The organism is Aliihoeflea sp. 40Bstr573 (assembly GCF_024105655.1).
In the GTDB taxonomy this organism is placed as follows: domain Bacteria; phylum Pseudomonadota; class Alphaproteobacteria; order Rhizobiales; family Rhizobiaceae; genus Aliihoeflea.
Window position 1 is genome coordinate 1 of sequence record NZ_JAAAMH010000020.1, and the last position, 26,042, is coordinate 26,042.

23 protein-coding genes and 1 tRNA gene are annotated in these 26,042 nt (G+C 61.0%); 12 read left to right on the forward strand and 12 right to left on the reverse strand.

Going from position 1 to position 26,042, the window contains the following annotated elements; all coding sequences use genetic code 11:
* Nucleotides 1-143: 143 nt before the first annotated feature.
* Nucleotides 144-812, forward strand: coding sequence for a response regulator transcription factor (locus GTK01_RS17525; RefSeq protein WP_252928431.1), 669 nt, complete (start codon nt 144-146; stop codon nt 810-812).
* A gap of 83 nt (nt 813-895) precedes the next feature.
* On the opposite strand, the gene GTK01_RS17530 is transcribed toward GTK01_RS17525, so the two are convergent.
* Entirely contained in the window at nt 896-1,618 is a 723-nt protein-coding gene (locus GTK01_RS17530; RefSeq protein ID WP_252928433.1) for a sugar transferase, read from the reverse strand.
* A 544-nt stretch (nt 1,619-2,162) separates the two neighbouring features.
* On the opposite strand from GTK01_RS17530, the gene GTK01_RS17535 reads away from it, so the two are divergent.
* Complete coding sequence (locus GTK01_RS17535) at nt 2,163-3,590, forward strand: lipopolysaccharide biosynthesis protein (RefSeq protein ID WP_252928435.1); 1,428 nt, start codon at nt 2,163-2,165, stop codon at nt 3,588-3,590.
* Nucleotides 3,587-4,387: a CpsD/CapB family tyrosine-protein kinase gene (locus GTK01_RS17540; protein WP_252928437.1), complete on the forward strand. Its 801-nt coding sequence runs from the start codon at nt 3,587-3,589 to the stop codon at nt 4,385-4,387. The genes GTK01_RS17535 and GTK01_RS17540 overlap by 4 nt, the downstream gene beginning before the upstream one ends.
* A gap of 141 nt (nt 4,388-4,528) precedes the next feature.
* On the opposite strand, the gene GTK01_RS17545 is transcribed toward GTK01_RS17540, so the two are convergent.
* The 7 genes from GTK01_RS17545 to GTK01_RS17575 form a co-directional block, all read right to left on the reverse strand.
* Nucleotides 4,529-5,698, reverse strand: a complete 1,170-nt coding sequence (locus GTK01_RS17545) for a DegT/DnrJ/EryC1/StrS aminotransferase family protein (protein ID WP_252928438.1) — start codon at nt 5,696-5,698, stop codon at nt 4,529-4,531.
* Nucleotides 5,695-6,666 (reverse strand): NAD-dependent epimerase/dehydratase family protein, encoded by a 972-nt coding sequence (locus tag GTK01_RS17550; RefSeq protein WP_252928556.1) that lies wholly within the window; start codon nt 6,664-6,666, stop codon nt 5,695-5,697. The genes GTK01_RS17545 and GTK01_RS17550 overlap by 4 nt, the downstream gene beginning before the upstream one ends.
* Nucleotides 6,663-7,388, reverse strand: coding sequence for a DapH/DapD/GlmU-related protein (locus tag GTK01_RS17555; RefSeq protein WP_252928440.1), 726 nt, complete (start codon nt 7,386-7,388; stop codon nt 6,663-6,665). Before GTK01_RS17555 ends, GTK01_RS17550 begins: the two co-directional genes overlap by 4 nt.
* Nucleotides 7,378-8,484, reverse strand: a complete 1,107-nt coding sequence (locus GTK01_RS17560; protein ID WP_252928442.1) for a DegT/DnrJ/EryC1/StrS aminotransferase family protein — start codon at nt 8,482-8,484, stop codon at nt 7,378-7,380. Before GTK01_RS17560 ends, GTK01_RS17555 begins: the two co-directional genes overlap by 11 nt.
* Nucleotides 8,481-9,512, reverse strand: coding sequence for a Gfo/Idh/MocA family protein (locus GTK01_RS17565; RefSeq protein WP_252928443.1), 1,032 nt, complete (start codon nt 9,510-9,512; stop codon nt 8,481-8,483). Before GTK01_RS17565 ends, GTK01_RS17560 begins: the two co-directional genes overlap by 4 nt.
* Entirely contained in the window at nt 9,509-10,012 is a 504-nt protein-coding gene (locus GTK01_RS17570) for an acyltransferase (RefSeq protein WP_252928445.1), read from the reverse strand. The genes GTK01_RS17565 and GTK01_RS17570 overlap by 4 nt, the downstream gene beginning before the upstream one ends.
* A gap of 118 nt (nt 10,013-10,130) precedes the next feature.
* Complete coding sequence (locus GTK01_RS17575; protein ID WP_252928447.1) at nt 10,131-10,421, reverse strand: hypothetical protein; 291 nt, start codon at nt 10,419-10,421, stop codon at nt 10,131-10,133.
* 138 nt (nt 10,422-10,559) lie between these two features.
* Here GTK01_RS17575 and GTK01_RS17580 point away from each other — a divergent pair, with 138 nt between their 5' ends.
* The 4 genes from GTK01_RS17580 (at nt 10,560) to GTK01_RS17595 (ending at nt 15,787) form a co-directional block, all read left to right on the forward strand.
* Complete coding sequence (locus tag GTK01_RS17580; RefSeq protein WP_252928449.1) at nt 10,560-12,101, forward strand: O-antigen translocase; 1,542 nt, start codon at nt 10,560-10,562, stop codon at nt 12,099-12,101.
* A gap of 244 nt (nt 12,102-12,345) precedes the next feature.
* On the forward strand, nt 12,346-13,443 hold the full coding sequence (locus tag GTK01_RS17585) for a glycosyltransferase (protein WP_252928451.1): 1,098 nt from the start codon (nt 12,346-12,348) through the stop codon (nt 13,441-13,443).
* A 29-nt stretch (nt 13,444-13,472) separates the two neighbouring features.
* Nucleotides 13,473-14,630 carry a glycosyltransferase gene (locus GTK01_RS17590; RefSeq protein ID WP_252928453.1) on the forward strand — a complete coding sequence of 386 codons (1,158 nt, stop codon included), beginning with the start codon at nt 13,473-13,475 and terminating at the stop codon, nt 14,628-14,630.
* 26 nt (nt 14,631-14,656) lie between these two features.
* Nucleotides 14,657-15,787 (forward strand): glycosyltransferase, encoded by a 1,131-nt coding sequence (locus GTK01_RS17595; RefSeq protein WP_252928454.1) that lies wholly within the window; start codon nt 14,657-14,659, stop codon nt 15,785-15,787.
* 92 nt (nt 15,788-15,879) lie between these two features.
* Here GTK01_RS17595 and GTK01_RS17600 read toward each other — a convergent pair whose 3' ends face one another.
* Entirely contained in the window at nt 15,880-16,785 is a 906-nt protein-coding gene (locus tag GTK01_RS17600; protein WP_252928455.1) for a glycosyltransferase, read from the reverse strand.
* Nucleotides 16,778-18,370, reverse strand: a complete 1,593-nt coding sequence (locus GTK01_RS17605) for an O-antigen ligase family protein (protein ID WP_252928457.1) — start codon at nt 18,368-18,370, stop codon at nt 16,778-16,780. The genes GTK01_RS17600 and GTK01_RS17605 overlap by 8 nt, the downstream gene beginning before the upstream one ends.
* Before the next feature lie 403 nt (nt 18,371-18,773).
* Between GTK01_RS17605 and GTK01_RS17610 the strand changes: the two genes are divergently transcribed.
* Nucleotides 18,774-19,811 (forward strand): glycosyltransferase family 2 protein, encoded by a 1,038-nt coding sequence (locus tag GTK01_RS17610; protein ID WP_252928459.1) that lies wholly within the window; start codon nt 18,774-18,776, stop codon nt 19,809-19,811.
* Nucleotides 19,812-19,894: 83 nt separating this feature from the next.
* Here GTK01_RS17610 and GTK01_RS17615 read toward each other — a convergent pair whose 3' ends face one another.
* Nucleotides 19,895-21,100: a glycosyltransferase family 2 protein gene (locus GTK01_RS17615; RefSeq protein WP_252928461.1), complete on the reverse strand. Its 1,206-nt coding sequence runs from the start codon at nt 21,098-21,100 to the stop codon at nt 19,895-19,897.
* A gap of 262 nt (nt 21,101-21,362) precedes the next feature.
* Here GTK01_RS17615 and GTK01_RS17620 point away from each other — a divergent pair, with 262 nt between their 5' ends.
* From GTK01_RS17620 to GTK01_RS17630, 3 genes are all read left to right on the forward strand, one after another.
* Nucleotides 21,363-22,199 carry a WecB/TagA/CpsF family glycosyltransferase gene (locus GTK01_RS17620; protein WP_252928463.1) on the forward strand — a complete coding sequence of 279 codons (837 nt, stop codon included), beginning with the start codon at nt 21,363-21,365 and terminating at the stop codon, nt 22,197-22,199.
* Between the two features lie 155 nt (nt 22,200-22,354).
* The gene (locus GTK01_RS17625; RefSeq protein ID WP_252928465.1) at nt 22,355-23,254 is read left to right on the forward strand and encodes a glycosyltransferase; all 900 of its coding nucleotides are present in this window, start codon (nt 22,355-22,357) and stop codon (nt 23,252-23,254) included.
* Nucleotides 23,242-24,822, forward strand: a complete 1,581-nt coding sequence (locus GTK01_RS17630) for a GMC oxidoreductase (protein WP_252928467.1) — start codon at nt 23,242-23,244, stop codon at nt 24,820-24,822. The genes GTK01_RS17625 and GTK01_RS17630 overlap by 13 nt, the downstream gene beginning before the upstream one ends.
* A 198-nt stretch (nt 24,823-25,020) precedes the next feature.
* Here GTK01_RS17630 and GTK01_RS17635 read toward each other — a convergent pair.
* Nucleotides 25,021-25,097 (reverse strand) — tRNA-Arg (locus GTK01_RS17635).
* A 329-nt stretch (nt 25,098-25,426) separates the two neighbouring features.
* On the opposite strand from GTK01_RS17635, the gene GTK01_RS17640 reads away from it, so the two are divergent.
* On the forward strand, nt 25,427-25,966 hold the full coding sequence (locus tag GTK01_RS17640; protein ID WP_252928469.1) for a cell wall hydrolase: 540 nt from the start codon (nt 25,427-25,429) through the stop codon (nt 25,964-25,966).
* Nucleotides 25,967-26,042: the final 76 nt, after the last annotated feature.

A 26,042-nucleotide genomic window follows, 5' to 3' on the forward strand; every position in this document is an offset into this window, starting at 1 on the left:
GCTCAGCCGTACATAACGCTCGTCAATATCCCAGAACCCAACCTGTCCCCGCATCTGCAGCCTCCCGCAAATCACCGGAAGATTGAATCATGAAACGGGCGAGATGGGGAGGTTCTTCGAGGTCTCCGGCTGCAGGATCGGAATTGCGGACCCCGTCACTTGTCATCATCGATCCACGCGCGCTGGATCGGGAGTGTCTGGCCAGCAGCATTCGCTCGCAAGACGGCGAGTGGAACGTCCAAGGCTACGGATCGATCCAGGAGTGGAAATCCAAGCGCGATCGCAAAGGGTCCATCGCCGCCATCCTGCTGAGCTTCGGGGGTAGAAAGTTCGGCGAAGCTTCCCTCTCCGAAGAAATTCGTACCCTCGCTAGCGAATTCCCTGTGGTACCGGTTGTCGTACTGGCCGACAGCGACAATCTGAACAACGTCCTGAAGGCGCTCGAACTTGGTGCGCGCAGCTACATTCCCACTTCGGTCGGAGTCGAAATTTGCGTGAAGGCCATCAAGCTCGCCATCGCAGGCGGCACGTTCGTTCCTGTAACCAGCGCCAAATCGCTGCGGCAAGCTCTCGAGTCCGGTGAGGGGGTCGTCAGCCCGGTTGCCGACATATTTACTTTGCGGCAGGCAGAGGTCGCCGATGCATTGCGCCGTGGCAAGGCCAACAAGATCATAGCTTTCGAGCTCAATTTGCGCGAGAGCACCGTCAAGGTGCACGTGCGAAACATCATGAAAAAGCTGAAGGCGACCAATCGGACGGAAGTGGCCTTCAAGATCAACGATCTTTATCTCGAGCGCAGCGTCGCCGATTGATCGCCGAGCCAGATTCAGGCCTCGAAAAACCGCCTCTGGCGGTTTTTCAGTATCCTTTGCGTCCAGCGCGAATGCCCAGCCAGTTACGCACCCGTGCCTCGCAGCATGACGATCGGCGTCAGGATGAGGATCCTCACATCGGTGGCCGCTGACAGTCGGTGCGCGTACTCGCTGTCATAGATGGCACGCTCGGCAAATGAGGACTTGTTGCGCGCCGTCACTTGCCAAAGCCCGGTGATCCCTGGCCGCAGAGAGAAATAGTCGCTGCCGGGGTAGATTGACCGCTGTTCGGGAAACATCGGGCGTGGACCGACAAGGCTCATGTCCCCCCGCAGCACATTCCACAATTGCGGCAGTTCATCGAGCGAGTACTTCCGCATCAGTCTGCCGACCGGAGTGATGCGGGGATCATGCTGCAGCTTTTGCGTGCGGTCCCACTCCTCCCTGGCTGTGGGGTTGGCCGCGAGGTAGTCGGACAGCTTCCCCTCAGCGCCCTGAACCATCGAGCGCAGCTTCCACAATCGAAAGTGTCTGCCGGCCTTGCCGAGGCGCGGCTGACAGTAGAACGGCGCATGCCCGTCGAGGGCAACGACGGCGGCGAGAAGCAGCACGATGAGAAGCGCGATTGGACCAACTGCGATGGTCAGAGCGATGTCGAGCGTGCGCTTGATCGGCAGATAGATTTGCGGCAGCGCGAATTCAGCAAGTGAAGGGTCCGCGATGCCAGATTGAAAGGGCAACACCGACGCATTGAAGTCTTCGTGCATGGACGCCTCCAGCAGGCGCCAAGGCGCCAGCAGTTTCATGTGAGGGGCGGCCTGGCATCGGCGCGAGACGAGCCGTCCAGGAGCATAAGAATTGAGAGAAAATATTCTGCGACTGGAATTATGCGCGAAATCTAGAATGAATAAATAATCAAAAACTAGCTATAAAGTACAATCAAAATCGATCAGTGTAGAAGATGATGAACTATCATAAGTAGGAAATAGTTGTATGTTGCGCGCTGGCGCCAAGATTTGCGATGGGCCAAACGATGTCGGCCCCTGATCACTTTGACAGTGACCCGCCTTGCAAAGGTGACCAGTTCGACCCGTTGTCACACCAGGGTCCGTCATTCGGCGTAGGCAGTGGACCGCCAGGCGCCAGTCTACGGCTGTCGACCGATAACTAGGCTCAGGTTGCGGCGTGAGCATCATCACAACGGCCACGATGCTTCGGACCATAATCCAGGTCCTCCGAATGATGCATTCGACCTATGGTTTATTGGATGCGGGCGGTGCCGCCGAACGGTCGACTCCTATGGGCGGCACTCCATCGGCTACCTTCGAGCTTTGCTGACAACGGTGCCTCATGAGCGACTCCGATATTCGATACTATCTGGCTCTTGCGTGGCGGCGGTTGCCCTACCTCGTATTGTCGGCGTTGGTCGGTGCCGGGATCGGTATCGGGGCCGCGTTGCTCATCGTGCCAATGTACCGCGCGACAACGCGCATCCTGATCGAGAACCCGCCGATACCAGCGCAACTCGCACCTCCGACGGCGTCCAGCACCGCACGCGAGCAGCTGCAGGTTGTTCGCGAGAGGCTCACGACCCGCAACAGCCTGCTGGACATGGCGGATAGGCTGGGGATCTACGAAGGCGCTGACCCGACACCCGCGCCCGCGGACATGATCGAGGATCTGCGCCAGCGCATTCAGTTTGATCATTTCGTGCTGAACCCCGACAGCTCGGGTGCAAGCATCGTCAGCATCTCCTTCGATGCGCAGACGCCTTCGCTGGCGGCCGCCGTCGCAAACAGTCTCGCCTCACAGCTGCTCGAGGTCAGTACCGATGCCCGTGCTGCCCGCGCCGGTGAAACGATCCGATTCTTCGACACCGAGAGAACCAGGTTGGGCCGTGCGCTCGCAAAGGCGGAGACTGCTATTCTGGAGTTCAAGAACGCCAATCAAGAAAGTCTTCCCGACAGCCTCGAATTTCGTCGCACACAGCTGGCGGCAGCGCAGGAACAACTTACCCAGCTCACAAGGGAGGAGGCAATGCTTTACAATCGCCAGATCAATCTTGGCCGGATTGGAAATCAGCTGCTTCAAGGCGGCAATGCGGTGGCCGCTTCACCCGCCAGGCAAATGCTTGTCGAACTCGAACGCGCGCTCATTCAGCAGCGTTCGATCTATGTCGAGGACAGTGACACGATTGCCTCGTTGAAGACGCGGATCAGTGCCTTGCGGGAAGGGCTGCGGGCAGACATGGTTTCCGCGTCACCGTCCGATCCCGCGGTCGAAATGGACCGTACTGAGATCCAGGACCGATTGGATGCGATCGCCGAGGAGAAGAAGCAGATCGCCGAGCATGTCGACACGCTTAGCGCGTCGATTGCGCAAACGCCCGCCAGCGAACGTGCCTTGAGCGCGCTCATGCGCGATCGGGACAACCTGCAGCTACAGTACAATGCGGTCGTCGCAAAGCTTGGCGACGCGCTGATCGGACAGCGGATCGAAAACGGAGCAGGGCTAGAGACTGTATCCATCATCGAGCGAGCGACGCCGCCCGTGTACGGGCTGGGAACGAAGCGAAGGTTGATCGCCGCGGGCGGTCTTTTCACGGGTGGAGCTGTCGGCGCCGCCATCATTCTTCTTATCGAATTTCTCAACCGCACGATCCGGCGTCCGTCCCAGGTCGCAGCTACGCTCCAATCGCCTTTGCTCGGGACGATTCCGGTCTTGCCTAAGCCTCGCCGCCGCGTCCTGCCAGGAATGCCCAAGTTGGGCGCGACATGAACTTCATCCACGCCCTGGATCCCAAGATGCTTCATCGCAGCGCTGCTGTCGTCGAGCAATCCGTCCATTCGCACGAAGGATCGGCCATTCCAGCATCGCAGATGGGCTGTGCCACTCCGGCTGCGGATGCAGTCTGGAACGCTCTGCCCGTCGCCGTGCCAGACCGCTATCATCTGGCGGCAAATCGCATTGTCACCTGGGATCAGAACGACCCGCTGAGCGCCGGCTACGACTTGATACGGACGCGCATCATGCACAGGATGCTACAAAACGGTTGGCGCTCGCTTGCAATAACCGCCCCCGGCGCTGGCTCCGGCAAGACGCTCACAAGCATCAACCTCGCCTTCAGCATCGCCCGGCGGCACAGCATGCGCAGCCTCCTCGTCGAACTCGATTCCAGGCGGCCGAAAGTCGCAAACTACATCGGCCTCCCGAGACAGCGTTCCGTCGTGTCCTACATGCGCGATGACAGCAGTGAGGAGCAACCCTTCCTGCGCTGTTCCTCCAACCTCGCGGTCGGAACATGCCGCATCGGCGATTCCGGTGATCAATTGTTTGATGAAGCGACGCCGGATGTGGTGGAGCGGCTCGTCGGGCGGCTAGGCCTCGACGTCGTCATATTCGATCTGCCGCCCATGCTCGAGCATGACGATGCTTTGTCATTCGCTCCCGGCGTGGACTGTGCCTTGCTGGTTCTGGAGGCCGGGGTAACGACCTCCGAAGAAGCAAGCTTTTGCGAGAGGGAGCTTTCGCAGGTCACCAACATCGTCGGGATCGTGCTGAACAAGTGTCGTTGAGCAGCGACACCCGGCACGCGACATCCGCGGCTTGCCGGCCTCGCGCTCGGCGGTCGCCATCGTCCACTCGACGGCATTCTCAAAGAGGTGGTCGAACGCAACTTGAGCGATGCCAAATACCGAAGCGTGCTGCAATCGATGTCAGGCCGGGGCCACGAGACTCGCCAGGGTCCCAGCGATGCGAACGACATCGGCCTCCGACATCTGGGTGTAAAGCGGGAGCATGATGGCCCGGTCCTGGGCGGCCTCGCTGCGTTCCAGCTTCGAGCCTTGCCGGTGCGATTGCGGATCGGCATAGGCAAGCTCGCGATGAATGTTCATGACGCCGCGCCGTGTTGAAATGCCCGCGTCGAGGAGACCCTGCATCACCTGTTGCTGAACGGCCCATTCGGGAAGAGCGATGCAGAAGCTTTGCCAGTTGCTGCGCGCCCATTGCGGCTCGTTTGGCACGGCAATGCCCGGCACCGCTGCAAGCTCAACCCGGTAGAGATCGGCCAGGCGCCGCCGCCGTTCAACGATCTGAGGCAAGCGACCAAGCTGGACCCGCCCGATGGCTGCCTGGACATCGGTCATTCGATAATTGTAGCCAACTTCCGGATATTCCTCGAACAGGACGGTCGCGGATCCGTGCCGTACCGTGTCCGAAACGCTCATGGAATGCTGTCGCCACAAACGGAAGTTCCGGTCGTAATGCGGGTTCGATGTGATGAGCATGCCGCCATCGCCGGTGGTGATCACCTTTCGGGGATGAAATGAGAAGCACGCAATATCGGCATGCGGCTTGCCGATCGGCTCCCACGAACTGCCCCACAAGATCTCGCTGCCGATCGCACATGCGGCGTCCTCGATGACGGGAACGCCATTTCTTATGCCGATGTCGACGATCGCCTGAAGATCACACGGCATTCCGAGTTGATGGACGCACAAGATCGCCCTTGTGCGCGCCGTGATCGCATTGGCAATCAGTTCCGGATCGATGTTGAAGCTGCCGGGGGCGATATCGACGAACACTGGCACGGCACCGCAGTGACGAACCGCATTGGCGGTCGCTACGAAGGTGTGGCTGACCGTGACGACCTCGTCGCCGGCCTCGACGCCGACAGCTTTCAGCGCCAGATGCAGCGCGGTGGTGCAATTCGAGACGGCACAGGCGTGCGGGGCGCCGACCAGCGCGGCAAACTCCCGTTCGAACGCTGCGACTTCCGGCCCCTGGGTGACCCAACCCGACAGTATGACCCGCCGTGCCGCATCCGCCTCGGCTTCCTCGAGAACAGGTCTTGCGACGGGAATGACTGTTCGCTGGACGTTCATTCTGCCGCCACCGAATGCGCGCGTTCCGATCGCCACCAGTCGACGAGATCGCGAAGCCCCTCCTCAAGTTCGATCTGTGCGACAAATCCAAGCTGCTCGCGCGCCTTGCTGATGTCGGCCAGTCGCCGTGTCACCGCATTGACCTTGCGAGCCGGAAGATGCTCGGGAAGAGCTTGCGACCCCATCACCTTGGCGAGCATGGCCGCCAGTTCGGCCAGACTTGTCTCAGCCCCGCTTGCGACGTTGTAGACCTCGTCGGTGCGACTGGACTTCGCCGCCAGGATGTTCGCCCGCGCGACATCGCGCACATGGACGAAATCCATGGTCTGGAGGCCGTCGCCGTAAATGAGTGGCGGCAACCCGGCCGACAGGCGTTCCATCCACCGGATCAGCACCTCGGTGTAGGCGCCGTGGACGTCCATTCGCGGACCGTAGACGTTGAAGTATCGCAGCGCCACGTAGTTCAGTCCGTACATCTCCGCGAAGGAGCTCAGCAACGCCTCGTTGAAGGCCTTCGCCGCTCCGTAGATCGTTCGGTTGTTGTAGGGGTGATGCTTCTCCGTGGTCGGAAACTGTTCGGCCAGCCCGATCACCGACGCCGAAGAAGCGGCGACGACCTTGGCCACGCCCGCATTCACCGCGGCTTCCAGTACGTTGAACGTACCGGTTCCGAGAACTTCGAAGGCGAGGCGAGGGTCTTCGGCGCATTGCGTGATCCGGATCGCCGCCTGGTGAAAGACAATGTCGACGCCCTCGAACAACTCTGCCAGCAGTTCCGTATCGAGAATGTCGCCGTCCGCTATGACCATGGGCACGCGGTCCAGACAGTGCCGCAGGTTTTCGCGGCGCCCTCGCACGAAATTGTCGATGACGATGATCTTCTCAGGCTGTTCGAGCGCAGCCAGGTCGGCGATGTGCGAGCCGACAAGGCCGGCGCCGCCCGTGATCAGGATACGCTTGCCCTTCAACATTGTGCCTCCTCCGAGCCCAGTTGCCGACGCGATGCGCCCGATCCCTTCCGCCAGTAGAGGAATCTGGCCGGCACCCCGGCGACGACGGCGAATGGCGCGACGTCGTCGACCACGACGGCACCGGCGCCGACGATCGCACCTTTGCCGACCGTGACGCCGGGAAGGACGGTCGCGTTCGTGCCGATGTCGGCCCAGTCGCCGATTCTGACAGGACGGATGCTCAGGTCGGTCGCGATGACCGGAATTTCGGCCGGAATGCCGGTATGCGATGATCCCAGGACCTTGGCGCCAGGTCCCCAGCCGACCGAATGACCGATGACAATATCACGGGCATCGAAATAGGCTTGTGGGCCGATCCAGACATTGTCTCCGATGATGCATCTGCCGTCGAAGCGCCCCTGAATGTAGCTCTGCGCGCCCAAGAAGACTCCTGAGCCGATCTCGAAGGTTTCAGGATGCTTGAAGCCGACGCCCGTACCGATGGTGACCCCCGTTCCGCACCTGTGAGCCAGCGCGATCAGGATCGTCCGGCGCATCATCGCGTCGAGCGCGCCGTCGCTGGTGGCAAAGCGGGCATAAAGCTCAATCAGTCCGGCGCGATCATAGCTGCCAGTCAGCGTCGTGGCGAACTCCCGCTCGAAACCATGGTCCTGCTTCGCCGGATTGCGGCCATGTACCGCTCCAACGATGCGACCGGTGTAAGGAGATTCATGCAACATATGCCGAGTGCTCCACCGCCTGGACGATTTCCATGATCTGGGAAGTCGTCAACTCGGGATAGATCGGCAGCGACAGCACTTGCTGGGCCGCGGCCTCCGCCTGGGGAAAGTCGCCTTGCCGGTAGCCCAGGTCGGCGTGTGCGGGCTGGAGGTGTACGGGCACGGGGTAATGAAGCCCGGTTTGAATGCCTGCCGCCAGAAGTCCGCGCTGCAGCGCATCGCGATCCTGGGCTCGAACGGCGAAGACGTGATAGACGTGGCGGCGACCATGCGCTTCTGTCGGAACGGTGACCCGCCTCGACCCCTGGAGCAGTGAACGATACGTGTCGACCCGGTCCCGGCGCGCCTCTGTCCAGCTATCGAGATGCCGCAGCTTGATGCGCAGCACTGCCGCCTGAATGTTGTCGAGCCGATAATTGAAGCCCTTGAGTATGTGGTGATACCGCTTGCTCTGACCCCAGTCGCGCAGCATCCGCATGGTGCGCATTTGTTCGTCGTCGTCCGTCACGACGATGCCGCCTTCCCCGCAGCCGCCGAGATTCTTGCCCGGGTAGAAGCTGAAGCATGCAGACGCGCCGAAGCTGCCGGTGCGCTGCCCGTAATATTCGGCGCCGTGTGCCTGGCAGGCATCCTCGATGACCGTCAGGCCGTGACGGGCGGCAACGTCGAGGATGGCATCCATGTCGGCCATCTGTCCGTAAAGATGGACAGGCAGGATCGCTTTGGTACGCGGCGTGATCGCGGCTTCAATCAACGCCGGATCCATATTGAACGTTTCCGGATCGATATCGACAAATACCGGCACTGCGCCGGTGTAGCAGATCGCGGACGTGGTCGCGACGAAGGTGAATGGTACGGTGATGACTTCGTCGCCGGGCTGTATGCCTGCCGCCAGCAGCGCCAGATGCAATGCGCTCGTGCCCGAGTTTGTCGCGACCGCGTGTGCCGCTCCGCAATAGTCTGCGAATTCGCTCTCGAGCCTGGCAACTTCCTCGCCCTGAACGTAGTTGCCCGACGCCAGCACGGCGAGGACCGCAGGCTCGATTTCCTCACGCAGGTCCTGATATTGCGCCTTGAGATCGAGGAAGGGGATCATGCTACCTTCCTTGCATCTTCGAGATCGATCATGCGTCCGCGCTGGGAAAGTGACTGCGTCGCGGATTCCAGAATGCGAACGATGCGCAGGCCGCACTCGCCATCGGAAACGGGTGTCGCCCCCCTCTCGATGCAGTCCGCAAACTCGCGCAATTCCGTCGCCAAAGCTTCCGAGACGTCGATCTTCGGCGCCCACATGTCGCCCGTACGGTATCCAACGAGTGCCTGGTAGAGCTCGCTGCCGGTCTCGGCCTCGGACAGCACAACCCCCTTGTCGTACACCTTGATCTTCTCGCTGGGCTCGAGGTCGTCATAGACGATCATCTTGCTGCTGCCCCCGATCAGCGTTCGCCTGACCTTGACCGGCGCGAGCCAGTTGACGTGGATGTGCGCGATCAGGCGGCTTGGAAACATCAAGGTGAGATAGGCGATGGTTTCCGGCCTGCCGGCGATATGGCTCATGCCCGTCGCCGATACGGCGACCGGCCGCTCCCGCAGCACGTGGTCCATGATCGACAGGTCATGTACGGCCAGATCCCAAAGGACGTTCACGTCGCGTTGGATCAAGCCCAGGTTCACGCGGACGGAATCGTAGTAGTAGACCTCGCCGAGGCTCTCTTCGACGATCTGGCGCATCCTTCGGACCGCGCCCGTGTGCATGAACGTGTGGTCGACCGCGATGACCAGCCCACGGCGAGCGGCCTCGTCGACGAGCCTTTGCGCTTCCTCCACCGACGCTGCCATCGGCTTCTCGACGAAGACGTGCTTGCCCGCCATCAAGGCGCCCATCGCCAGGCGGTAGTGCGAAGCCACGGGCGTTGCGATCGCCACCGCATCCACCGCCGGGTCGGCGAGAATGTCGTCGAAATTGTCCGTAATCCTGACACCGGGATAGCGCGCCTGCACCTGAAGCAGCCGGTCGACCTGAAGATCACAGACCGCGACCAGCTTCGTCGATGCGATGTCGGCCAGATTGCGCACGAGGTTCGGGCCCCAGTATCCGTAGCCCACGACTGCGATCCCGATCATGGTGCGCTCCTCGCAAGCTGCCGACGCGTTTGCACATGTTCGTTCCATCCGACGACAACGGCGGGAACTCCGGCGACGATTGCCTGGTCTGGCACGTCTCTCGTGACGACCGCGCCTGCGCCAACCAGCGCGTCGACGCCAATGGTGATGCCGGCAAGGATCGTGGCGTTGCTGCCGATCGATGCACGGCTGCCGACATTCGTGGGAATGACCTGCCAGTCCTTGTCGGTCTGCTGGGAACCATCCGCGTTGACTGCGCGCGGGTAGCGATCGTTGGTGAACATCACCCCATGGCCGATGAACACGCCATCTCCTATCGTCACACCCTCGCAGACGAAGCTGTGGCTGGAGATCTTGCAGTCCTCACCGATGGATGAGTTGCGCTGGATTTCGACGAACGTACCGACTTTGGTTCGGGCTCCGATGCGGCACCCGTACATGTTGACCAGATCGGGATGGTGGATCACGACGCCGTCGCCGAGTTCGACGGAGACCATCATTGCGAGAAGCCCGCGTCGGTGCGATTGCAGACGTGAAACATGGCGCGGCTCCTGGTTGATCCGGGCTTATCGTCATCCAGAGCTCAGCAGCCGTAAATCACTGCAAATGCGTTAGCGCCTACGTCGAAGTGGTGAGGAGATCTGTGCGAAGGCCATGTGCCGGCCCAGCTCGTGTGCTGCGCAAGACGATGATCGTGCAGATTGACCGCGGTGCGTGGCTTGCACTTGGCTTCTTGGACAGCGCTTGCATTCTGGAGTCGGCCTCGCTCCCTCCCCTTTTGGGGGAATGGCGTGATGGCCAGAAAGCTTTCACATTGAGCGCAACAAGGATGTTGGCGATATCGTCGTTGAAGTCGACGATCTGTTCGAGCGGGAACCGTCCAGCAGCGACAGCGAGAAATTCCGTCATGACTGCATCACGCCTTGAAGACGCAGCTGAATTCTTCTCGCCAGGCTATGCGCGTGGCACCCGAGCTGGACTTGCTGCCTGTTCCGCGGAATCGAGACTGCCATCCGACGATGCTTCGCTGGCAAGTGATCGGCTGTGATGACCGACGCTGTTGCACGCTCCGCCAACTTGCACGGAGCGCCGACGAAGACGCAGAGCGGATCGTGTGAGCAGATCGTGAAATCGACGGCGCTGATCGGAGCGTCGTCCTTGATCAGTATCGTCTTCTCGATAATCCGCTACAAGGCTTTTGCGATCCTGCTCGGGCCAGCTGGCGTCGGCCTGTTCGGCCTCTACAACTCCATGCTCGATCTTGGCCAGACGCTGAGCGGACTTGGGGTTCAGACCAGCGGCGTGCGCCAGATCGCCAACGCAGAAGGCGGCGGCGACTCACGCCAGATCGCGCTGACGACAATCGTGGTGCGGCGCATCTCGCTCGTCCTTGCCTTGTTGGGTGGAGCCGGATTCGCGCTCATCGCTCCATTGATATCCGGCATGACCGTGGGGGAGGGATTGCAGGGGGCTACCGTCCTGCTTGGCCTCGCGATAGCCTTTCGTCTCATCGCCGGCGGGCAGCTTGCCGTCGTGCAAGGCCACCGGAGGATCGCGGACCTTGCCTGGATGAACACGATCGGGGCCGCAGCAAGCACCCTTATCGGCGTTCCACTCATCTACTGGTGGGGCAGCGACGGCATCGCGCCTGCGCTGGTTCTGATGGCCGTGGTGCAGGTGGCGGCGTCGTGGTGGTACAGCCGCAAGATCGTGGTCGCATCCCTGGCCATCGGATGGCCAGAGATGCGTAAGGAAACCCTGGCTCTGCTGCGGCTGGGATTCGTCTTCATGGTCAGTGGCGTGCTGACGCTCGGCAGCGCCTACGTTATCAGGCTCATCGTTCTCCATCATGACGGTCTGCTTGCAGCCGGCTTGTATCAGGCAGCGTGGACCGTTGGCGGCCTCTATGCGAGCTTCATCCTGCAGGCCATGGCTGCCGACTTCTACCCGCGCCTGACTGCTGTCTGCGACGATGACGAGGCATGCAATCGCCTGGTCAACGAACAGGTACAGGTCAGCATTTTGCTGGCGGGTCCGGGAGTTCTGGCGACCCTCACGCTAGCCCCGGTGATCCTTTCCCTTCTCTACTCCGGCGAGTTCCTGTCCGCGGTCGATCTGCTCCGCTGGATTTGCCTTGGGATGATGTTGCGAATTCTGGCCTGGCCGCTGGGGTTCATCATCGTCGCACGCGCCGCCAACCGGACATTCTTCTGGACTGAAGTGGCTGCCACCGTCGTCCACGTCGGACTGGCCTGGTTTCTCGTCATGCAGATTGGGATCATGGGGGCCGGCATCGCCTTTTTCGGCCTTTATGTCTGGCATTGCGGCCTCGTGTACGTGATCGTCCGCATCATGTGCGGCTTCCGCTGGTCGCCGGACAACCTCAGGCTCATCGGACTGTTCACGGGAGCATCGACGCTGCTTCTCCTGGCGTTCGCGCTGCTGCCTGTCATGGTCGCCAGCCTGCTGGGATTGGCCTGCACATGCGCGTGCGGCCTGTACTCGCTGAAGCTGCTGGCCGGTCTGTTGTCCGTGCAGTCGCTGCCGGCTCGGCTCAGGCCGATCGCGAGCAGGTACTTTTCCCACTGACGCGGAGGGGCCATGGGGCCGGTTTCCATGGGCGTCCTGGGCCACATTGCCTGCCGCCGCAGCGGAGCAGGATTTGCGCAGATCCGGTGAAATTTAGGGGTGCATGGGTCCGTGCACTAACGCCAAAGTCTAAGGGGCATTCACGCTCCGTGCGAGGCCCATCGCCATTTGACTGATTTGCGTCGTTTGGCTCCCAGGCACGATAAAGATCCTGCCGGACAAGAAGGCCCGTGGTGGTATGCTCATGGCAATTGTGAATTCCTGGTCTGCACAAAGTGGCCCGCGCGCCTTCTGCCGCAGGATCGCCAACGCTATCGAGGTTCATCGCCGCCAGCGGCTTAGCCTGCCGATCGGCGATGCAGCCACACCCCGTCCTTCCATCTATTTCCTTACGCCCGACTACCGGCGGCCGGCCGGCGGCATACGCGTCATCTACCGCCATGTGGACATCCTGAACAGTGCGGGTCTGCGTGCGTTCGTGCTCCACCAGCAGCCAGGTTTCCGCTGCGACTGGTTCGACAACCAAACCTGCGTGACAGACGTCCAAAGTGCGAAGGTGCAGCGCGGCGATCTTCTTGTCGTACCCGAGGTCGATGCCGACCTTCTGGCGAACGTGCCGAAAAGCGCCCGGTACGTTTTGTTCAACCAGAACGTGCATCTGACCTGGCAACATGTATCGGCTTCAGAGATGAAGGCGCTCGCGCAGAGCCCGGGTCTGGCGGGGATGCTGACCGTATCGGCCCATAACAAGGAACTGCTTGAGTATGCATTCCCCGGCGCACCGGTAAAGCGTGTCCACATTGGTATCGATGCGGCGCTGTTCAATCGCGGATCCGACGCGCGACGGGCTGCCAGGATCACCTACATGCCCCGTCGCGGCAAGGATGATGCGCAGCAGGTCCTGAACGTGCTGCATTCTCGCGGGACGCTTGATGGCTGGGACGTCGTGGCGCTTGACGGGCTCTCGCATCAGGCCGTTGCCGACCAGTTGCGGATGTCCCGCATCTTTCTTGCCTTCACGCATCAGGAAGGTTTTGGACTGCCAGCGGCCGAAGCAATGGCCTGCGGAAACTATGTGATCGGCAGTTCGGGGTTCGGCGGCAGTGAATTCTTTCGAGCCGAGTTTAGCAAGCCTGTGGAATCCGGCGATGTTCTGGGTTTTGCAAGAGCTGTCGAGGAGGCAATTGGACGTGAGCGGGCTCAACCCGGCTGGTGCGCGCAGCGAGGTGCGCGCGCATCGCAGTTCGTGCTGGAGAACTACACGCTCGAACGGGAGAGGACGGACGTCCTTGCCTTCTACCGCGAAGCGATCTCTGCCGGGGCAAGGAAGGCTGCTGCATGAACATTCTTGTCTATCCACACGAACTCGCCATGGGCGGCAGCCAGCTCAATGCGATCGAAGCTGCCGCCGCGGTCCGCGATCGTGGGCACGAGGTCACGATCACGGCTCCAACTGGTGAACTCGTCACGGTGATCGAGGAACTGGGGCTTCCTTTCGTGCCGACACCGGTCAAGTCGTACTATCCCTCAGCGCGCACGGCAGGTCATCTGATGGAACTGACACGACGCCTGCATGTCGATGTGATCCACGCTTATGAGTGGCGCCCAAGCATCGAAGCCGCTTTTGGCACGCATCTTCGCAATGGGACACCTGTCGTCATGACTGTCCTATCAATGGAAGTGATGACGTCTCTGCCTCGGCATATCCCCTTGTTCGTGGGCACGCACCAACTCGCCGACAGCGCGGTGCGCCGGGCAAACGCCATGGTGATGGAGCCACCGATCGACGTCAGGAAGAACGCTGTCCGCGATGTTGCGAAGGCACGACGACGATGGGGATTTACCGAAGACGAGCTCGTGATCTCGGTCGTTTGCCGTCTGGCGCTCGAACACGAGAAGCTCGAGGGCGTCTTGCAAGCCGTTGCCGTTGCGGGCGATTTGGCCGAAAGGCTGCCGGTGCGCATGCTGATCGTCGGTGATGGCGAGGGGCGCGCGGATGTCGAGAGGGCAGCAGAAGTGGTCAATCGCCGCCTCGGCAGAGAGGTCATCATCGTGACCGGGTCGCTGAGCGATCCGCGGGATGCTTACGAAGCCGCCGATGTCGTTTTCGGAATGGGCAGCTCCGCGTTGAAGGGACTGGCATTCTCCAAGCCGCTCGTCGTGCAGGGCAAAAGAGGCTTCTGGAAACTCTTCGATCCGCAAACCAGCAGTCTTTTTCTCTATCAGGGTTGGTTCGGCGACGGGGGAGGCGGGGCGGCGGAGTTGAAGGCAATCCTGGAACCACTGCTTCACGACGCCGCAAAGCGCCTGGAACTTGGCCAGTTGGGTCGGCACCTTGCCGAAGAACGATACAACCTCGACCGTGCTGCCGAGCGTCTCATCGATGTATATGCTGATACGATCGCCAATCCGGCACCTTTGGCAAGCTGGCTGCCGTCACTCGGATCGTCTGTGGTCGAGGAGGCAAAGTTCAGGCTGGTGATGGGCATGGCTTCGGCCCGACGTGCCTTTTCGCGTGCGCTGCCATGAGCGTATCGCACCCCTCATCTTCGAGCGTGGTCGATCGGGAAACGGATGCCGCGCTTGCCGAGCGCGAGCCCGCCATAGCTCGCAAGACCCGGGTGCAAGCGGTTCCGACAGCTTTGCCGGAGGGCACGGTCACTGTCGTCATCCCGTGCTTCAACTACGCGCGCTATCTTCCCGGTGCGGTCGCGAGCGTGCTTGGACAGGAAGAAGCGATCGTCGATGTCATCATTGTCGACGACGCCTCGACAGATGACAGCCTGGCGGTTGCCCGCCAGCTTGCGCGACAGGACTCAAGGATCGTGGTCCTGTCCCATCCAAGAAACTGCGGGCCGGTACAGACTTTTAACGACGGGCTCGCACGGGCGAAAGGCGAGTTTCTCGTACGGCTCGACGCCGACGACCTTTTGACGCCCGGCTCGCTCAAGCGCGCCATAGCGGTCATGCGCCGCTATCCGTCGGTCGGCCTGGTCTATGGACGCCCTTTGCATTTCCGAGATGGTGAAGCACTTCCAGCGGCGCGCGAAAGGCCGACCAGCTGGACGATCTGGCCCGGCCTTCTCTGGCTTTCGGATCGATGCCGCACGTCGACGAATGTCATCACCTCACCGGAAGCCTTGATGCGCCGATCGGTGGTCGATCGGGTCGGCGGACAGAAGCAACTCGCCCATGCGCATGACATGGAGATGTGGTTGCGAATGTCTGCCTTCAGCGACGTGGCATATATCCATGGAGCGGATCAGGCGTGGCATCGCGATCACGCAGAAAGCCTGTCGTCCAGGGAGGTCGATTGCCTGTGCGATGTCACTGAACGTCGGGACGTTTTCACCATTCTGTTCGCCGGTTTGGCAGGACAATTGCCAGAAGCGCCAATTCTCGAGCAAAGCGCACGCGCAGGGCTGGCTGCAAACGTCGTGGAGATCGCGAAGAGACAGTTCGATCGGCCTGGGCCAGGTCGCGCTCAGGTGCCCGTCCTGCAGGAGGTTGTTCGTGGCCTTGTCGCAGATGTTCATAGCGTGCCGGGCTGGTCCGGGCTGGAACGCCGTATCGCGATGAAGCCGGGATGGTCGCACACCCGTCTGGTATTTCTGCTGGAACGCTTGGTCAGAAGCCTTCGCGGGCGCTATTCAATCTGGAAGTGGAACCGCTACGGGGAGTGGTAGGCCGGTCGGCAAACACTCTCGCGCTTTCTCATGACATTCGCAACGGGCTCCCGGCGTCGATGAATCTTGCCGAGGTCGTGGACAGGGCACCGTCATCGGCCGTTGGCTTTCGTAGCCTCGTGACTGCGTCGGCCAAGGCGGTCGCCTGCCAGTTTCCAACCGCGCTTCAGACGATCAAGGCCCTCGACGCCGAAGACTCCATGAACAGTTGCCTTTGTCATGCGGCGCACGGCTTCGCGGACCATCCTTGCTGGGCGAGCGGCTGCGGCGTCGAAGACCTTGTCAAGAGTCGATGGCGTTCGGGCCTCGTCGAGAAGACCTGGAAAGCTCTCCCTGTACAGTGCAGGGGAAGTCAACTTCCCATGCACCCTGTTGCTCACATTCCGACTATGGACCACCTGCAACCAGGCGGGCGCTCCGGAAACGACCTGCGTTGGCATGATCTCCTGGAGCCGGTTGTGTGGGGCTGCCCAGCAGAAGATCGGGTCTTCCCAGCTCTCCCGAACCGAGCAAAACGCGTTGCAGCGATCCTCATGCGTAAACACCCGGGATTCGTGCTTGATGAGGCCGTTCGCCAGATAAATGGCGGTCCGAACTCCTGAGTAGGGTGCCGCCTGCAACCTATCCACGAAATCGCTTGCCAGACCATCGTCATTGTCGAGATTGGTCGTCAGGAGATCGCCTCCTCGCTGCCCGATGGCGCCGAGGATATCGCCGTGCATCTCGCTGCGAACGACAGTGGCCCGGTAAATTGGCGTTAGGACGCTGTTCCTCCGCCATTCACTTATGCGTTGGCGAAGCCAGTCGGGACTTTGCGGATCGAAATAGACGATCCAGTGAAAGTTCGACGAGGTCTGGGTCAGAACGGAGGGCAAACAGTACTTTTCGAACAGTTCAACCCGCTGTTGCAGCCATCCTTCCTGCGCACGAACAAGGCTTTCATGTCCACCCGACGGGAGATTGAATCTGGTGAGGAAGATGTGGTCGAGATCACGCATGTCGGTGAGCGCTCCTTGCAGGAGAGACGGATTCGAGCCGGTTGAGACGTTGGCTGGGTGTTGCCGGCATGGCTTCAATCAAGGCTGCCGATGAAGCCTGTCGTTTCGCAGGCCGCGGCGATTCCAGTAGCCAGCTGCCGCTACCCAGCAGGAACATGAACCAAGCGTAGACCGAGCCCCAGAAATGTACGGTCCAGCCGACCAGCATGAAGGCCACGACAGTCGCAATATATACGAACCGGTAATGCCGCAGCTCCCCATCGAGGTCATGGCGGAAAGCCACGGAACCCAGCGCCCAGAGGCAGGATCCCATCAGAAGGATTACGGCCGGCAGGCCGTGTCTCATCGCTGTTATAAGCCAGAAATTGTCGACACTCGCCGAGTACATCCAGGAAGGGCGCAGCCAGTCTTCAAAGCCGATCCCGAACATGGGATGGTTCCGCACCGACGCCGATCCGTACTCCCAGATCGCCAGGCGCCACCAGCCGGTCCACGGATCGAAGGTGAAGCGAGAGATGTAGAACTGGACGGGCGTCTGGTTCGACCCGAATTCGACGACCAGATAGGCCATGAAGATGAGGGCGCCCAGAAGCTTCCAGCGGGCTGCGAGAGTGCGCAAGATCCGATCCCATCCCAGAAGGCCGATCTGCAATATGAGGATGGCCGTGGCCGCCGACGACATCGACAACAGGGCACATCCGGCCACGCATGCGGCTGCAACGAAGCTGGAACGAGCCCTGCCACGGCGCGCAGCTGACAGGACCGACAACAGGAGCACGCTGGAGCAGAAGACCCCAAACTCGATCGAATGCGAAAAGGGACCCTGTACCCGCGTGAAGCCATGGCGCGTTTCAGAAAGGGCGGCAGGCGTCGGGAAAATATAGCCGAAACCGACGAGAATCAGGTTTTTGGACGTCAGCCATTCATAGATGGCAAAGGGCGCCAGCAACATCACGAGCACGGTCATCAACCGTGCCATTGCGTGGAAGTCAGCTGCATTTCTGATGAAGCAGCGGCCGAGCAGGTAAGCCCCCATCGTCTCGATGAAGAGCATCCCGGCAGGCTGAATTGCCGGTCCGGGCCCATACGTTACTGCAAGGCCAGCGGCAGCCCAGGCGCAGAAGCAAACCAAGCCGATGTCGGCTGGCAGGATTCGAAGCGCGGAGCCGGTCAGCAATCGGATGATGCACGGGACCATCGACACCAGAAGGATGAAGCGACACACCGACATGCTCATCGTGCCGACGGGGATGATCCAGGGTACGATCAGCGCGCAGAGAAATATGCCGATCGGCCAGGCAAGACCGCCAGCGCTCTCGTTCTTCCTGATTTGGGCCGCAAGCGCCGAGCGGTGCGGGCTGCCGGGTTCAGCCGCCGCAGCAAGGTCATGGCTGGGATATTGAAGTCCTGAAGATACGCGGGCGGAGGCCGTTGCCTCGGGTGCAAGGACGTTGTCCGAAGAGTCTATATGAGCCGTGTTGAAACCCACTTCCGAGCGCGGAACGCCGGCGCTCCTTTGCCTGCCAGGAAGCGGTTGTCGCTGGATCGCCAACGCCTGGCCTGTGGGAGATTTGGGAAGGAACACGGGTCTCCCCTTCCTGCTTCTTCGTCGCTTCGATTCAACCAGCGCGTCTTTCCGACAGCAATGGATCGTTCTTCATCCGTTGGGCCGTTTCAGCACCGCATAATGAGGTAGATTTTCACCGGCTCCAGGCTGCTTCGCGGCTCAAGACGGAATGAGCGCTCGTGGCGTAGCGGATACTCCTCGGAGGGATGGTCGGCATGCACCTTCGGGGAGATACCCCTACTTAGCCCCCGCGCATACATTGCGAGAATCTTGCGAGACGATGTGCGGTCTGGGGGTGGCTCCAATATCGCCCGGCGGGCCGTTGCGGAGCGAGGCGGTCGCCGCATGCGCCCGCCATCCTTCCGCGTCGCGCGCCCATGCCGCTGCGTCCAGCGTCGTGGCGGGGTAAGGAGACGGCTTGATGCTTGCCTATGCGATCGTGGTAGCCACCCGGAACCGTCTCAGTGCACTGAGGATCTCGATCCCTCTGTTTCTCGAGCAGCGAGCCCGACCCGCTCGGATCGTGGTGGTCGATTGCAGCGATGATCACGCAGCGGTGCGCGCATTCTGTCTGTCCCTGTCCGCCGATACGCCGGTGCCGATTGAAGTCATCCAGTCGGATGCAGCAAATCTCGCAAATCAGCGGAACAGGGGCACGGAACGCGTCAAGGAACCGATCGTGATGTTTCCGGATGATGACGCGTTCTGGTTTTCCGATACGGCCGAGAAGGTTCTGGCCGTCTACGCCCACGATTCTCATGAACTCATCGGAGGCGTTACCGCCATTGAGGTTGAACATTCCCCTGTGGAAACCGGCGAGGTCGTACCGCGAAAGGCCGTTCGCTTCGTAGAGCAGCGCCACGTTCACCGCATCCGCAACGTGATCGAAGACAAACTCTTCCCTGAGCCCTTCCACATTTATGGGCGTCTTCGCACAGCCATCTTGGAAAGACGGGCGCGCGCCCTGGGGATCGGCGTGCCCTTCGTGCCGACCATGGGAGGTTATCGCATGAGCTTCAGAACGGAGGTCGCTCGGGATTTGCGCTTCGATGAAACGCTTGGTTCGCGCGTCGGGTACTCACAACATGAGGACAAGGATATTTCGCTAAGGACCCTGAAGACCGGCAGACTTCTTGCAGTGGCGCCTGGAGCCCGTGTTCACCACCATGTTTTTCCAGGTCGCCGAGCAGGCGGTTTTGCATATGGCTTCTGTCACATATTCAACTACGCCTACATCTGCTTCAAGGTTTTTGGAGATGATCCGAACGCAATCAGCGGCCTGAAGCGCTACTGCGAATACAAGAAATTTCTCTACGGGCTGCGCCGCGCCAGCCGGTACCACCGGGAAATCGCGCAAGGGGCCAAGGCGGCCATGCAGGAATATCACCAGCTTGCAAGGGCTGGCCGGGAAGACTTGGCCTTCGTCTACGGTGAGGCCAGCGACCGTTGGTTGAAGTGAACCCCAGATCCTGCGACAGCTGAACGCGGTTTGAACTGATTCAAGCCGCATGAGGTACCCGCAGGCAGGCACTGCGCCCGTGATCAGAACGAGTCGCGTTCTTTCGTCCGTTCAGTTCGAATCCATCCGCGACCGAGACCGGTGGTGGCAAACTTCCAGTACCCTCCTGCTCTTTGCAGGATGAACAGGGGCACAGCTCCGACCAGAGAAATCGGCAGTATCTGCGTTCCACGTGCAACCCACACCAAGAACGTTGTCCCAAGGAAAAACATCAGGCTGCTCAGTGAGACCGCGAGGGGCCCGCTGCCGGCGCCGGCAAATGCCAGGAGAGCCGTCAGCAGCGTGAGCCCAGCGAGCATCATGAACAGAAGGGTTATGGGTGGAACCATCCGGTCGAGGAGAAGGAAGAACGCGGGCCATGTCTTGATCGAGCTCGGCTTGAGAAAGTGCATCAAAGCCGTTCCCACCATCTTCAGGTGCCCACCTTCCCATCGTTGACGTTGCGAGAAAGTGCCGCCGCTTGAGCGAGGAAAGTAGCTTACGATGCCGTAGGCCGGACAGAAGACGGGGGAATGTCCTTCCTGGGTGACGTCGATGCTGAACTTGATGTCCTCTGTGATATGTCCGTGTGCCAGATCCGCCTTGTTCATGATATGCCAGGGGAGGACCATGCCTGTCCCCATCAGCGGGGAGGGAAGGCCAAGCCGGCTCATGCCGACCGGTCTCACCATGTTTTTTATCAGGTATGCGAACTCCGCAACGCGGGTCTCCAAAGGGGCATCGCATGGCGCCTTCATAAGGTTCCTGCCCTGGACTGGTTCGCCGGTGGCTGCGGCCATCGAAACCAGATGGTCGATCGCTCCTTCGTCAAGTTCGCAATCTGCGTCAATGATCATGACGTGGTCACGGGGAGACGCCGCAAGGAAGCGCATGCCGGCATCCAGAGCGTATCCCTTGCCTCGACGCACGGGGTCCGTGCGTTCAAGCACTTCCGCCCCGCCTTCGGCAGCCAGCGCTGCGGTCCGGTCCGTACAGTTGTCGGAAACGACCAGGAGGCGGTCGCCGGGTCGCAGTTGCGGACGAACCGACGCGAGCGTCTGCGCGATCACGACCTCCTCATTGTGAGCCGGCACGATGATTGCCACCGTCGGCCGGGGACCGCTGTACCGGGGATGGACGGCGCGGTCCGGCAGCAGCCCAGCGACGCATTGGACACAGTAGACCAGTGTTGGAACCGCCAATGCCGCGCTTGCCAGGTAGGCTGCGGACAGAGAGAGGGTGCAAAGCATTTCCGGTAGCTCCTGCCTCGGATTGCAGCTTGTCGCAGTTTAACGGAACCCGTGGATGCGCCAATCGGCCGGACACCCGAAATGGGGGTGGTCCGCAGATCAACAATGGACAATCCCGGCGTACCTCATCCCCTCCTTTGGACAGAGCGTTGAACCTTTTGGGCAGATGTCTTTGCTGCCTGTGCAGCCATACATTCGAATCGCGTCCAGGCAGCTGATGGTCCGGGCGTCGCTGGCGCGGCTTGGCCGCCGGGAGGCTCCAATGCATGGCAGCACTGAGACTTCAGGGATTTTCAGCGTAGACGCGCTTGCAGGCAAGGCGAGACGACGTTTCATGGGCACGCCCTTCGACGTCGTGACGCACCAGGCGGTCGTGCGCATGCTTTCATGCAGCGAAGACGCAAGCCCATTCCGCTACATCGTTACGCCGAATGTCGATCATGTCGTGCGACTGAACAAGAACCCGGCGCTTCTTCCCCTATACACCGACGCATGGATGTCTCTGTGCGACAGCAGGCCGATCCGCCTGTTGGCGCGCCTCCTCTCACTCGAACTGCCGCTGGTGACGGGCTCGGACCTCACTCAGTCCCTGTTTCGGTCGGTCGTCCGGCGCGGCGACCGGGTCACTCTGATTGCAGCGGATGGGGGGGTCGTCGCGGACATGGCAAAAGCATTCCCGGAGCTGCGCTTTCGTTCGCATGTCCCACCATCGAGAGTGTGGTCCAACCCGGCGGCCCTGCAAGAATGTGTCGACTTCGTTGCCCAAGAACCTGCGCGGTTCACGCTGATTGCCATCGGTGCACCGCAGTCGGAGAAGATCGCGAGTATGCTGGCCTGCGACCCACGCGCACACGGCGTCGGACTGTGCATCGGGGCCGGGTTGGAATTTCTCACCGGCCGCAAGAAACGCGCGCCGGCCTTGATGCGTGTCATGGCCATTGAGTGGCTACACCGGTTGGCGTCTGATCCGAAACGCCTTTGGAGACGGTATCTGTATTCGGCGATGCCGCTGTTGGTCCTCTTCGTCAAGGAGGTCGGCGGCAAGACGGGCGGAATGGGCTCCAGGCCAAGGGCGACATCCGGAGGTTCTCCTCGGTGAGCAAGCGTGGCTCGACAGACGAATTCTCCCCTATCGTACCGGGAAGAGGACAGGGGGAATTTTCGCCGCCCAGGGCCAGGGTCGACGCCAGGGCAGCGACAGAGCGGGCACGACAAGCCGATCCTTGCCCGCCTGGCGTCACGCCGCTCGCAGTCGTGATCGTCACTTACAACAGCGCTGCCGTATTGCCTCAGCTCTTGTCTTCGCTTCAGTTTGGACTGGTAGACGTGCCCGACTGCAATGTCATCGTCGTGGACAATGCCTCCTCGGACGATTCAGTTGAGATAGCCGCACGCCATCAGTTGCAGCCCCGCATCATCGAAACCGGGCGAAACGGGGGATATGCAGCTGGAATCAACGCTGCGCTCGCGACTGTTGGCACAGAGTCGGATGTGCTTCTGCTCAATCCCGATATCCGCGTCTCACGCAGCGCCATCAGCTGTCTGCAGCATCGTCTGGGCCCCGAAACAGGGGTGGTGGCGCCGCGCATTCTCAACGAAGACGGCACTTTGTCATTGTCTGTCCGGCGCGAGCCGAGCCTCATGGCGGCTTGGGCGGAAGCCATCCTTGGTGGCACGCTTTCCGCTCGGCTCGATATTGGTGAAGTCGTCTCCGGGACGCGGGTCTACAACCGAGGCGGTGCCGTGGACTGGACGACGGGCGCCATCTTGATGATTTCCGGCCGAGCGCGGGAGCTCGTGCCTCAATGGGATGAGTCGTTCTTTCTCTACAGCGAGGAGGTCGACTTCATGCGGCGCGTGAGGCAAGCGGGGCTCAAGATCGCATATGTCCCTGAAGCCACCGCTACGCATATTGGTGGTGACACCCGTGCGAACCCGTTCCTCTTTGCATTGTGCGCCACCAACAGGGTCGTCGACTTTGCACGCCATCACGGGCGCGCTGCTACGGTACTGTTTCACCTGGCCGTCCTGGTAGGCGAGGGGATCCGCTGCTGGCGAGGGCCCGAACATCGAGCCGCTTTCAAGGCTCTTCGCACGATGAGCAGAACTTTCCCCGCCTTCTCCGAACAAAGATCGCAGCAATGTCCGTCGTGAATTTGGCTCTTGCCGACTGTGAACGCACGAAGGTCGCAACGCAGATATGCGTCATCGGTGGCGGAATGGCAGGTCTTCTCGCTGCCTGTCGTCTGGCGCAGAACGGCCATCGTGTGATCGTCGTCGAAAGCGGCGAAGAGCAGCTTGACCCCGCGGCTCAAGCCTTGAGTGAGATCGACGATCCGTCTGGTCGATATGTGAGAGCGATGACCGGCCGCTATCGCGGACTAGGAGGGTCGTCGAGCCAATGGGGTGGACGAACGATCCCGCTGAGGGATGAAGACACCGGCGAGAGGAGCTACATCGGACAGCCCGCCTGGCCGTTTGATGTTGCGAAACTCCAACCTTATCGCGAACAGATCGAGCGCCTTTTCGGCCTCAGTTCGGATAATTTCGAAGACATACCGATGCCCGCCTGGCAGAGAATTCTGGCAGGTGGCGCGTCTTCGCTCACACCGCGCTGGGCCAAATGCGCAGCTTTCAGAAAACGGAATGTAGCCGCCCTGCTGAAGAAGGAGCTGAAGCGGAAGACGGGCATCGAGATTTGGCTCGGCGCCACGGTCTGCAGCCTCGAGACTGATCGCGAGATCGGACGACTGCAGGCGGTCGTTGCACGCAGCGTCAACGGCAAGACACTCGAGGTCAGGGCCGATCAGTTCATCCTTGCGGCCGGCACCATCGAAACGACCCGGCTCCTTTTGCATCTCGACGCCCAGGCCGACGACCAGGTGTTTGCACGGTGCAACGCCCTTGGTCGGTATTTCCAGGATCACCTCGAGAGGCAGGTGGCCGATATCGATCGCAGCGATCCGGCGGCAACGAACGGTCTGTTCGCGTTTCGGTGGGTCCATGCGACGCGACGAGATCTGCATCTCGAGCTTTCCGTTGCTGCTCAGCAATCGGATCGCGTGGCCAGCGCATATTTCTTCGTGTCGATGGACATGAATGGGAGCCCTTTGAGCGAAATGCGGCGCGTTGCCAGTGCGTTTCAAAGCGGCGTTGTCCGCCCCTCGGACCTCAAGGGGCTCGCCTCTGGCCTTGGCTTTGCAGCGCGTACGGGTCTGTCCTACGCACGACATCGCCAACTCTACGTTCCTGCCGACGTGGGATTTCAGCTGAACGTGCGCATCGAGCAGTTACCCGACGAAACGAACAGGATATCGTTATCGCGAATTCGCGACCGACTCGGGAGCCCGATGGCGTCCTTCAGCTGGAAACCGACAATCCGCGATGAAAATTGCATGCGGTCGGCGGTGAACAACCTGGACCGCTACTGGAAGACGACCAGATTGCAGGAACTGTGTCCGCTGATCTGGCGTCCAGGCGTGCAGAATGCCCGAGCCAATCTCGTCGATTCCGCGGTGGACTGCGCTCATCCCTCGGGTTCGACCCGAATGGGCACAAACCTGAGGGAGTCCGTGGTCGGCCCGGATTTGAGGTGCCACCTCGTCCCCAATGTCGCCATTGCCAGCGCATCAGTCTTTCCGACGGCCGGCAGCTCCAATCCCACGTTCATGATCTTGAAACTGGCACTCTGGCTGGCTGATTCATACGGCGTCCGAAACTAGTCCGGTTGCCAACCTTCTGACCGGACACGACCGGACCGGGATAGCGCCCCTTGATATCTCCGACATGGACACGCCGGCTTTGAAGCCCCGATCAGCAGCGTTATTGCCGATGGCCAGGCGATCCGGGTCAGTGGCGGCAAGAGCGCTCTGGCCAGTTCGGTGACCGGCCAGTATTCCGTTCGTCGTTTCGTTCGGAAGTGGCGCACCCGACAGGATTCGAACCTGTGACCTTTGGCTTCGGAGGCCAACACTCTATCCAGCTGAGCTACGGGTGCATCGCCATGTCGACCTAGCCTGACTGACCCTGAAAGGTCAATGGATCGATCGTCTCCAAACTTCGCCTTCATCGATGAAACACGTCCCGCTGTAGCGCGAGCGTCGCGCCGGTCATAGCCGAGCCCGCCGCGCGCTTCAACAATCGATGGGCTGTCTCGTCGATCGTCACCGTGCCGGACGCACGACAAGGGACGGGGGGCCGCGCGGCAGGCCGCGTCGAATCACCGCGTTCTCATGGCTGATCGTCACGGTTTCGTCACCGCACCTCCGGATTGCGGACGCATTGCGCTGACACAAGCGCCGCGTCATTAACGATCCCAGAGCGACCATGCACCGACCGTTAGCCGCGGCGATTCTCTTCGCCTTCGCCGCCCTTTCCGCGTTCGCGCCCGCGATGGCGGCGCCTCTTCCGCAGAAGCCGGAAATCACGTCCGACAAACCCGTCTATCGGAGCTACAACAAGGAGATCGAATGCCTGACGGCGGCGATCTATTTTGAAGCACGCGGTGAGCCCGTACGCGGACAGAGCATGGTCGCGCAGGTCGTGCTGAACCGCGTCGACAGCGCCTATTATCCCGATACCGTCTGCGATGTCGTCTACCAGAACGCCCACCGCAAGAATGCCTGCCAGTTCTCCTTCGCTTGCGACGATCTGCCGGACGAGTTCGCTGAACGGTCAGCGCACCGCATGGCGCGCAAGATCGCGATCTTCGCATTCAATTGCGACGATGACTGCAAGGCCTCGCGCGGCGAGATCGCCCAATCGACGCACTATCATGCCGACTACGTCGCGCCGTTCTGGTCGACGAAGCTGCGAAAGACCGGCAAGGTCGGCAGTCACATCTTCTACTACACCGCCTCGATGTAACGCGCTGGCCGCGCGAAGGTGACTGGAGTTTCGCGCCGCATTCGTCCACCTTCGCGGCGCAGCGACGGGGGAGGCA

Excerpts from the sequence above, each read along its gene's own strand:
- GTK01_RS17540 (WP_252928437.1), top strand. The coding sequence starts at position 3,587 with ATGAACTTCATCCACGCCCTGGATCCCAAGATGCTTCATCGCAGCGCT.
- GTK01_RS17555 (WP_252928440.1), bottom strand. The coding sequence starts at position 7,388 with ATGTTGCATGAATCTCCTTACACCGGTCGCATCGTTGGAGCGGTACAT.
- GTK01_RS17590 (WP_252928453.1), top strand. The coding sequence starts at position 13,473 with ATGGGCGGCAGCCAGCTCAATGCGATCGAAGCTGCCGCCGCGGTCCGC.
- GTK01_RS17580 (WP_252928449.1), top strand. The coding sequence starts at position 10,560 with ATGACCGACGCTGTTGCACGCTCCGCCAACTTGCACGGAGCGCCGACG.
- GTK01_RS17585 (WP_252928451.1), top strand. The coding sequence starts at position 12,346 with ATGGCAATTGTGAATTCCTGGTCTGCACAAAGTGGCCCGCGCGCCTTC.
- GTK01_RS17560 (WP_252928442.1), bottom strand. The coding sequence starts at position 8,484 with ATGATCCCCTTCCTCGATCTCAAGGCGCAATATCAGGACCTGCGTGAG.
- GTK01_RS17570 (WP_252928445.1), bottom strand. The coding sequence starts at position 10,012 with ATGATGGTCTCCGTCGAACTCGGCGACGGCGTCGTGATCCACCATCCC.
- GTK01_RS17545 (WP_252928438.1), bottom strand. The coding sequence starts at position 5,698 with ATGAACGTCCAGCGAACAGTCATTCCCGTCGCAAGACCTGTTCTCGAG.
- GTK01_RS17640 (WP_252928469.1), top strand. The coding sequence starts at position 25,427 with ATGCACCGACCGTTAGCCGCGGCGATTCTCTTCGCCTTCGCCGCCCTT.
- GTK01_RS17620 (WP_252928463.1), top strand. The coding sequence starts at position 21,363 with ATGCATGGCAGCACTGAGACTTCAGGGATTTTCAGCGTAGACGCGCTT.
- GTK01_RS17610 (WP_252928459.1), top strand. The coding sequence starts at position 18,774 with ATGCTTGCCTATGCGATCGTGGTAGCCACCCGGAACCGTCTCAGTGCA.
- GTK01_RS17565 (WP_252928443.1), bottom strand. The coding sequence starts at position 9,512 with ATGATCGGGATCGCAGTCGTGGGCTACGGATACTGGGGCCCGAACCTC.
- GTK01_RS17615 (WP_252928461.1), bottom strand. The coding sequence starts at position 21,100 with ATGCTTTGCACCCTCTCTCTGTCCGCAGCCTACCTGGCAAGCGCGGCA.
- GTK01_RS17535 (WP_252928435.1), top strand. The coding sequence starts at position 2,163 with ATGAGCGACTCCGATATTCGATACTATCTGGCTCTTGCGTGGCGGCGG.
- GTK01_RS17600 (WP_252928455.1), bottom strand. The coding sequence starts at position 16,785 with ATGCGTGATCTCGACCACATCTTCCTCACCAGATTCAATCTCCCGTCG.
- GTK01_RS17575 (WP_252928447.1), bottom strand. The coding sequence starts at position 10,421 with ATGACGGAATTTCTCGCTGTCGCTGCTGGACGGTTCCCGCTCGAACAG.
- GTK01_RS17530 (WP_252928433.1), bottom strand. The coding sequence starts at position 1,618 with ATGAAACTGCTGGCGCCTTGGCGCCTGCTGGAGGCGTCCATGCACGAA.
- GTK01_RS17630 (WP_252928467.1), top strand. The coding sequence starts at position 23,242 with ATGTCCGTCGTGAATTTGGCTCTTGCCGACTGTGAACGCACGAAGGTC.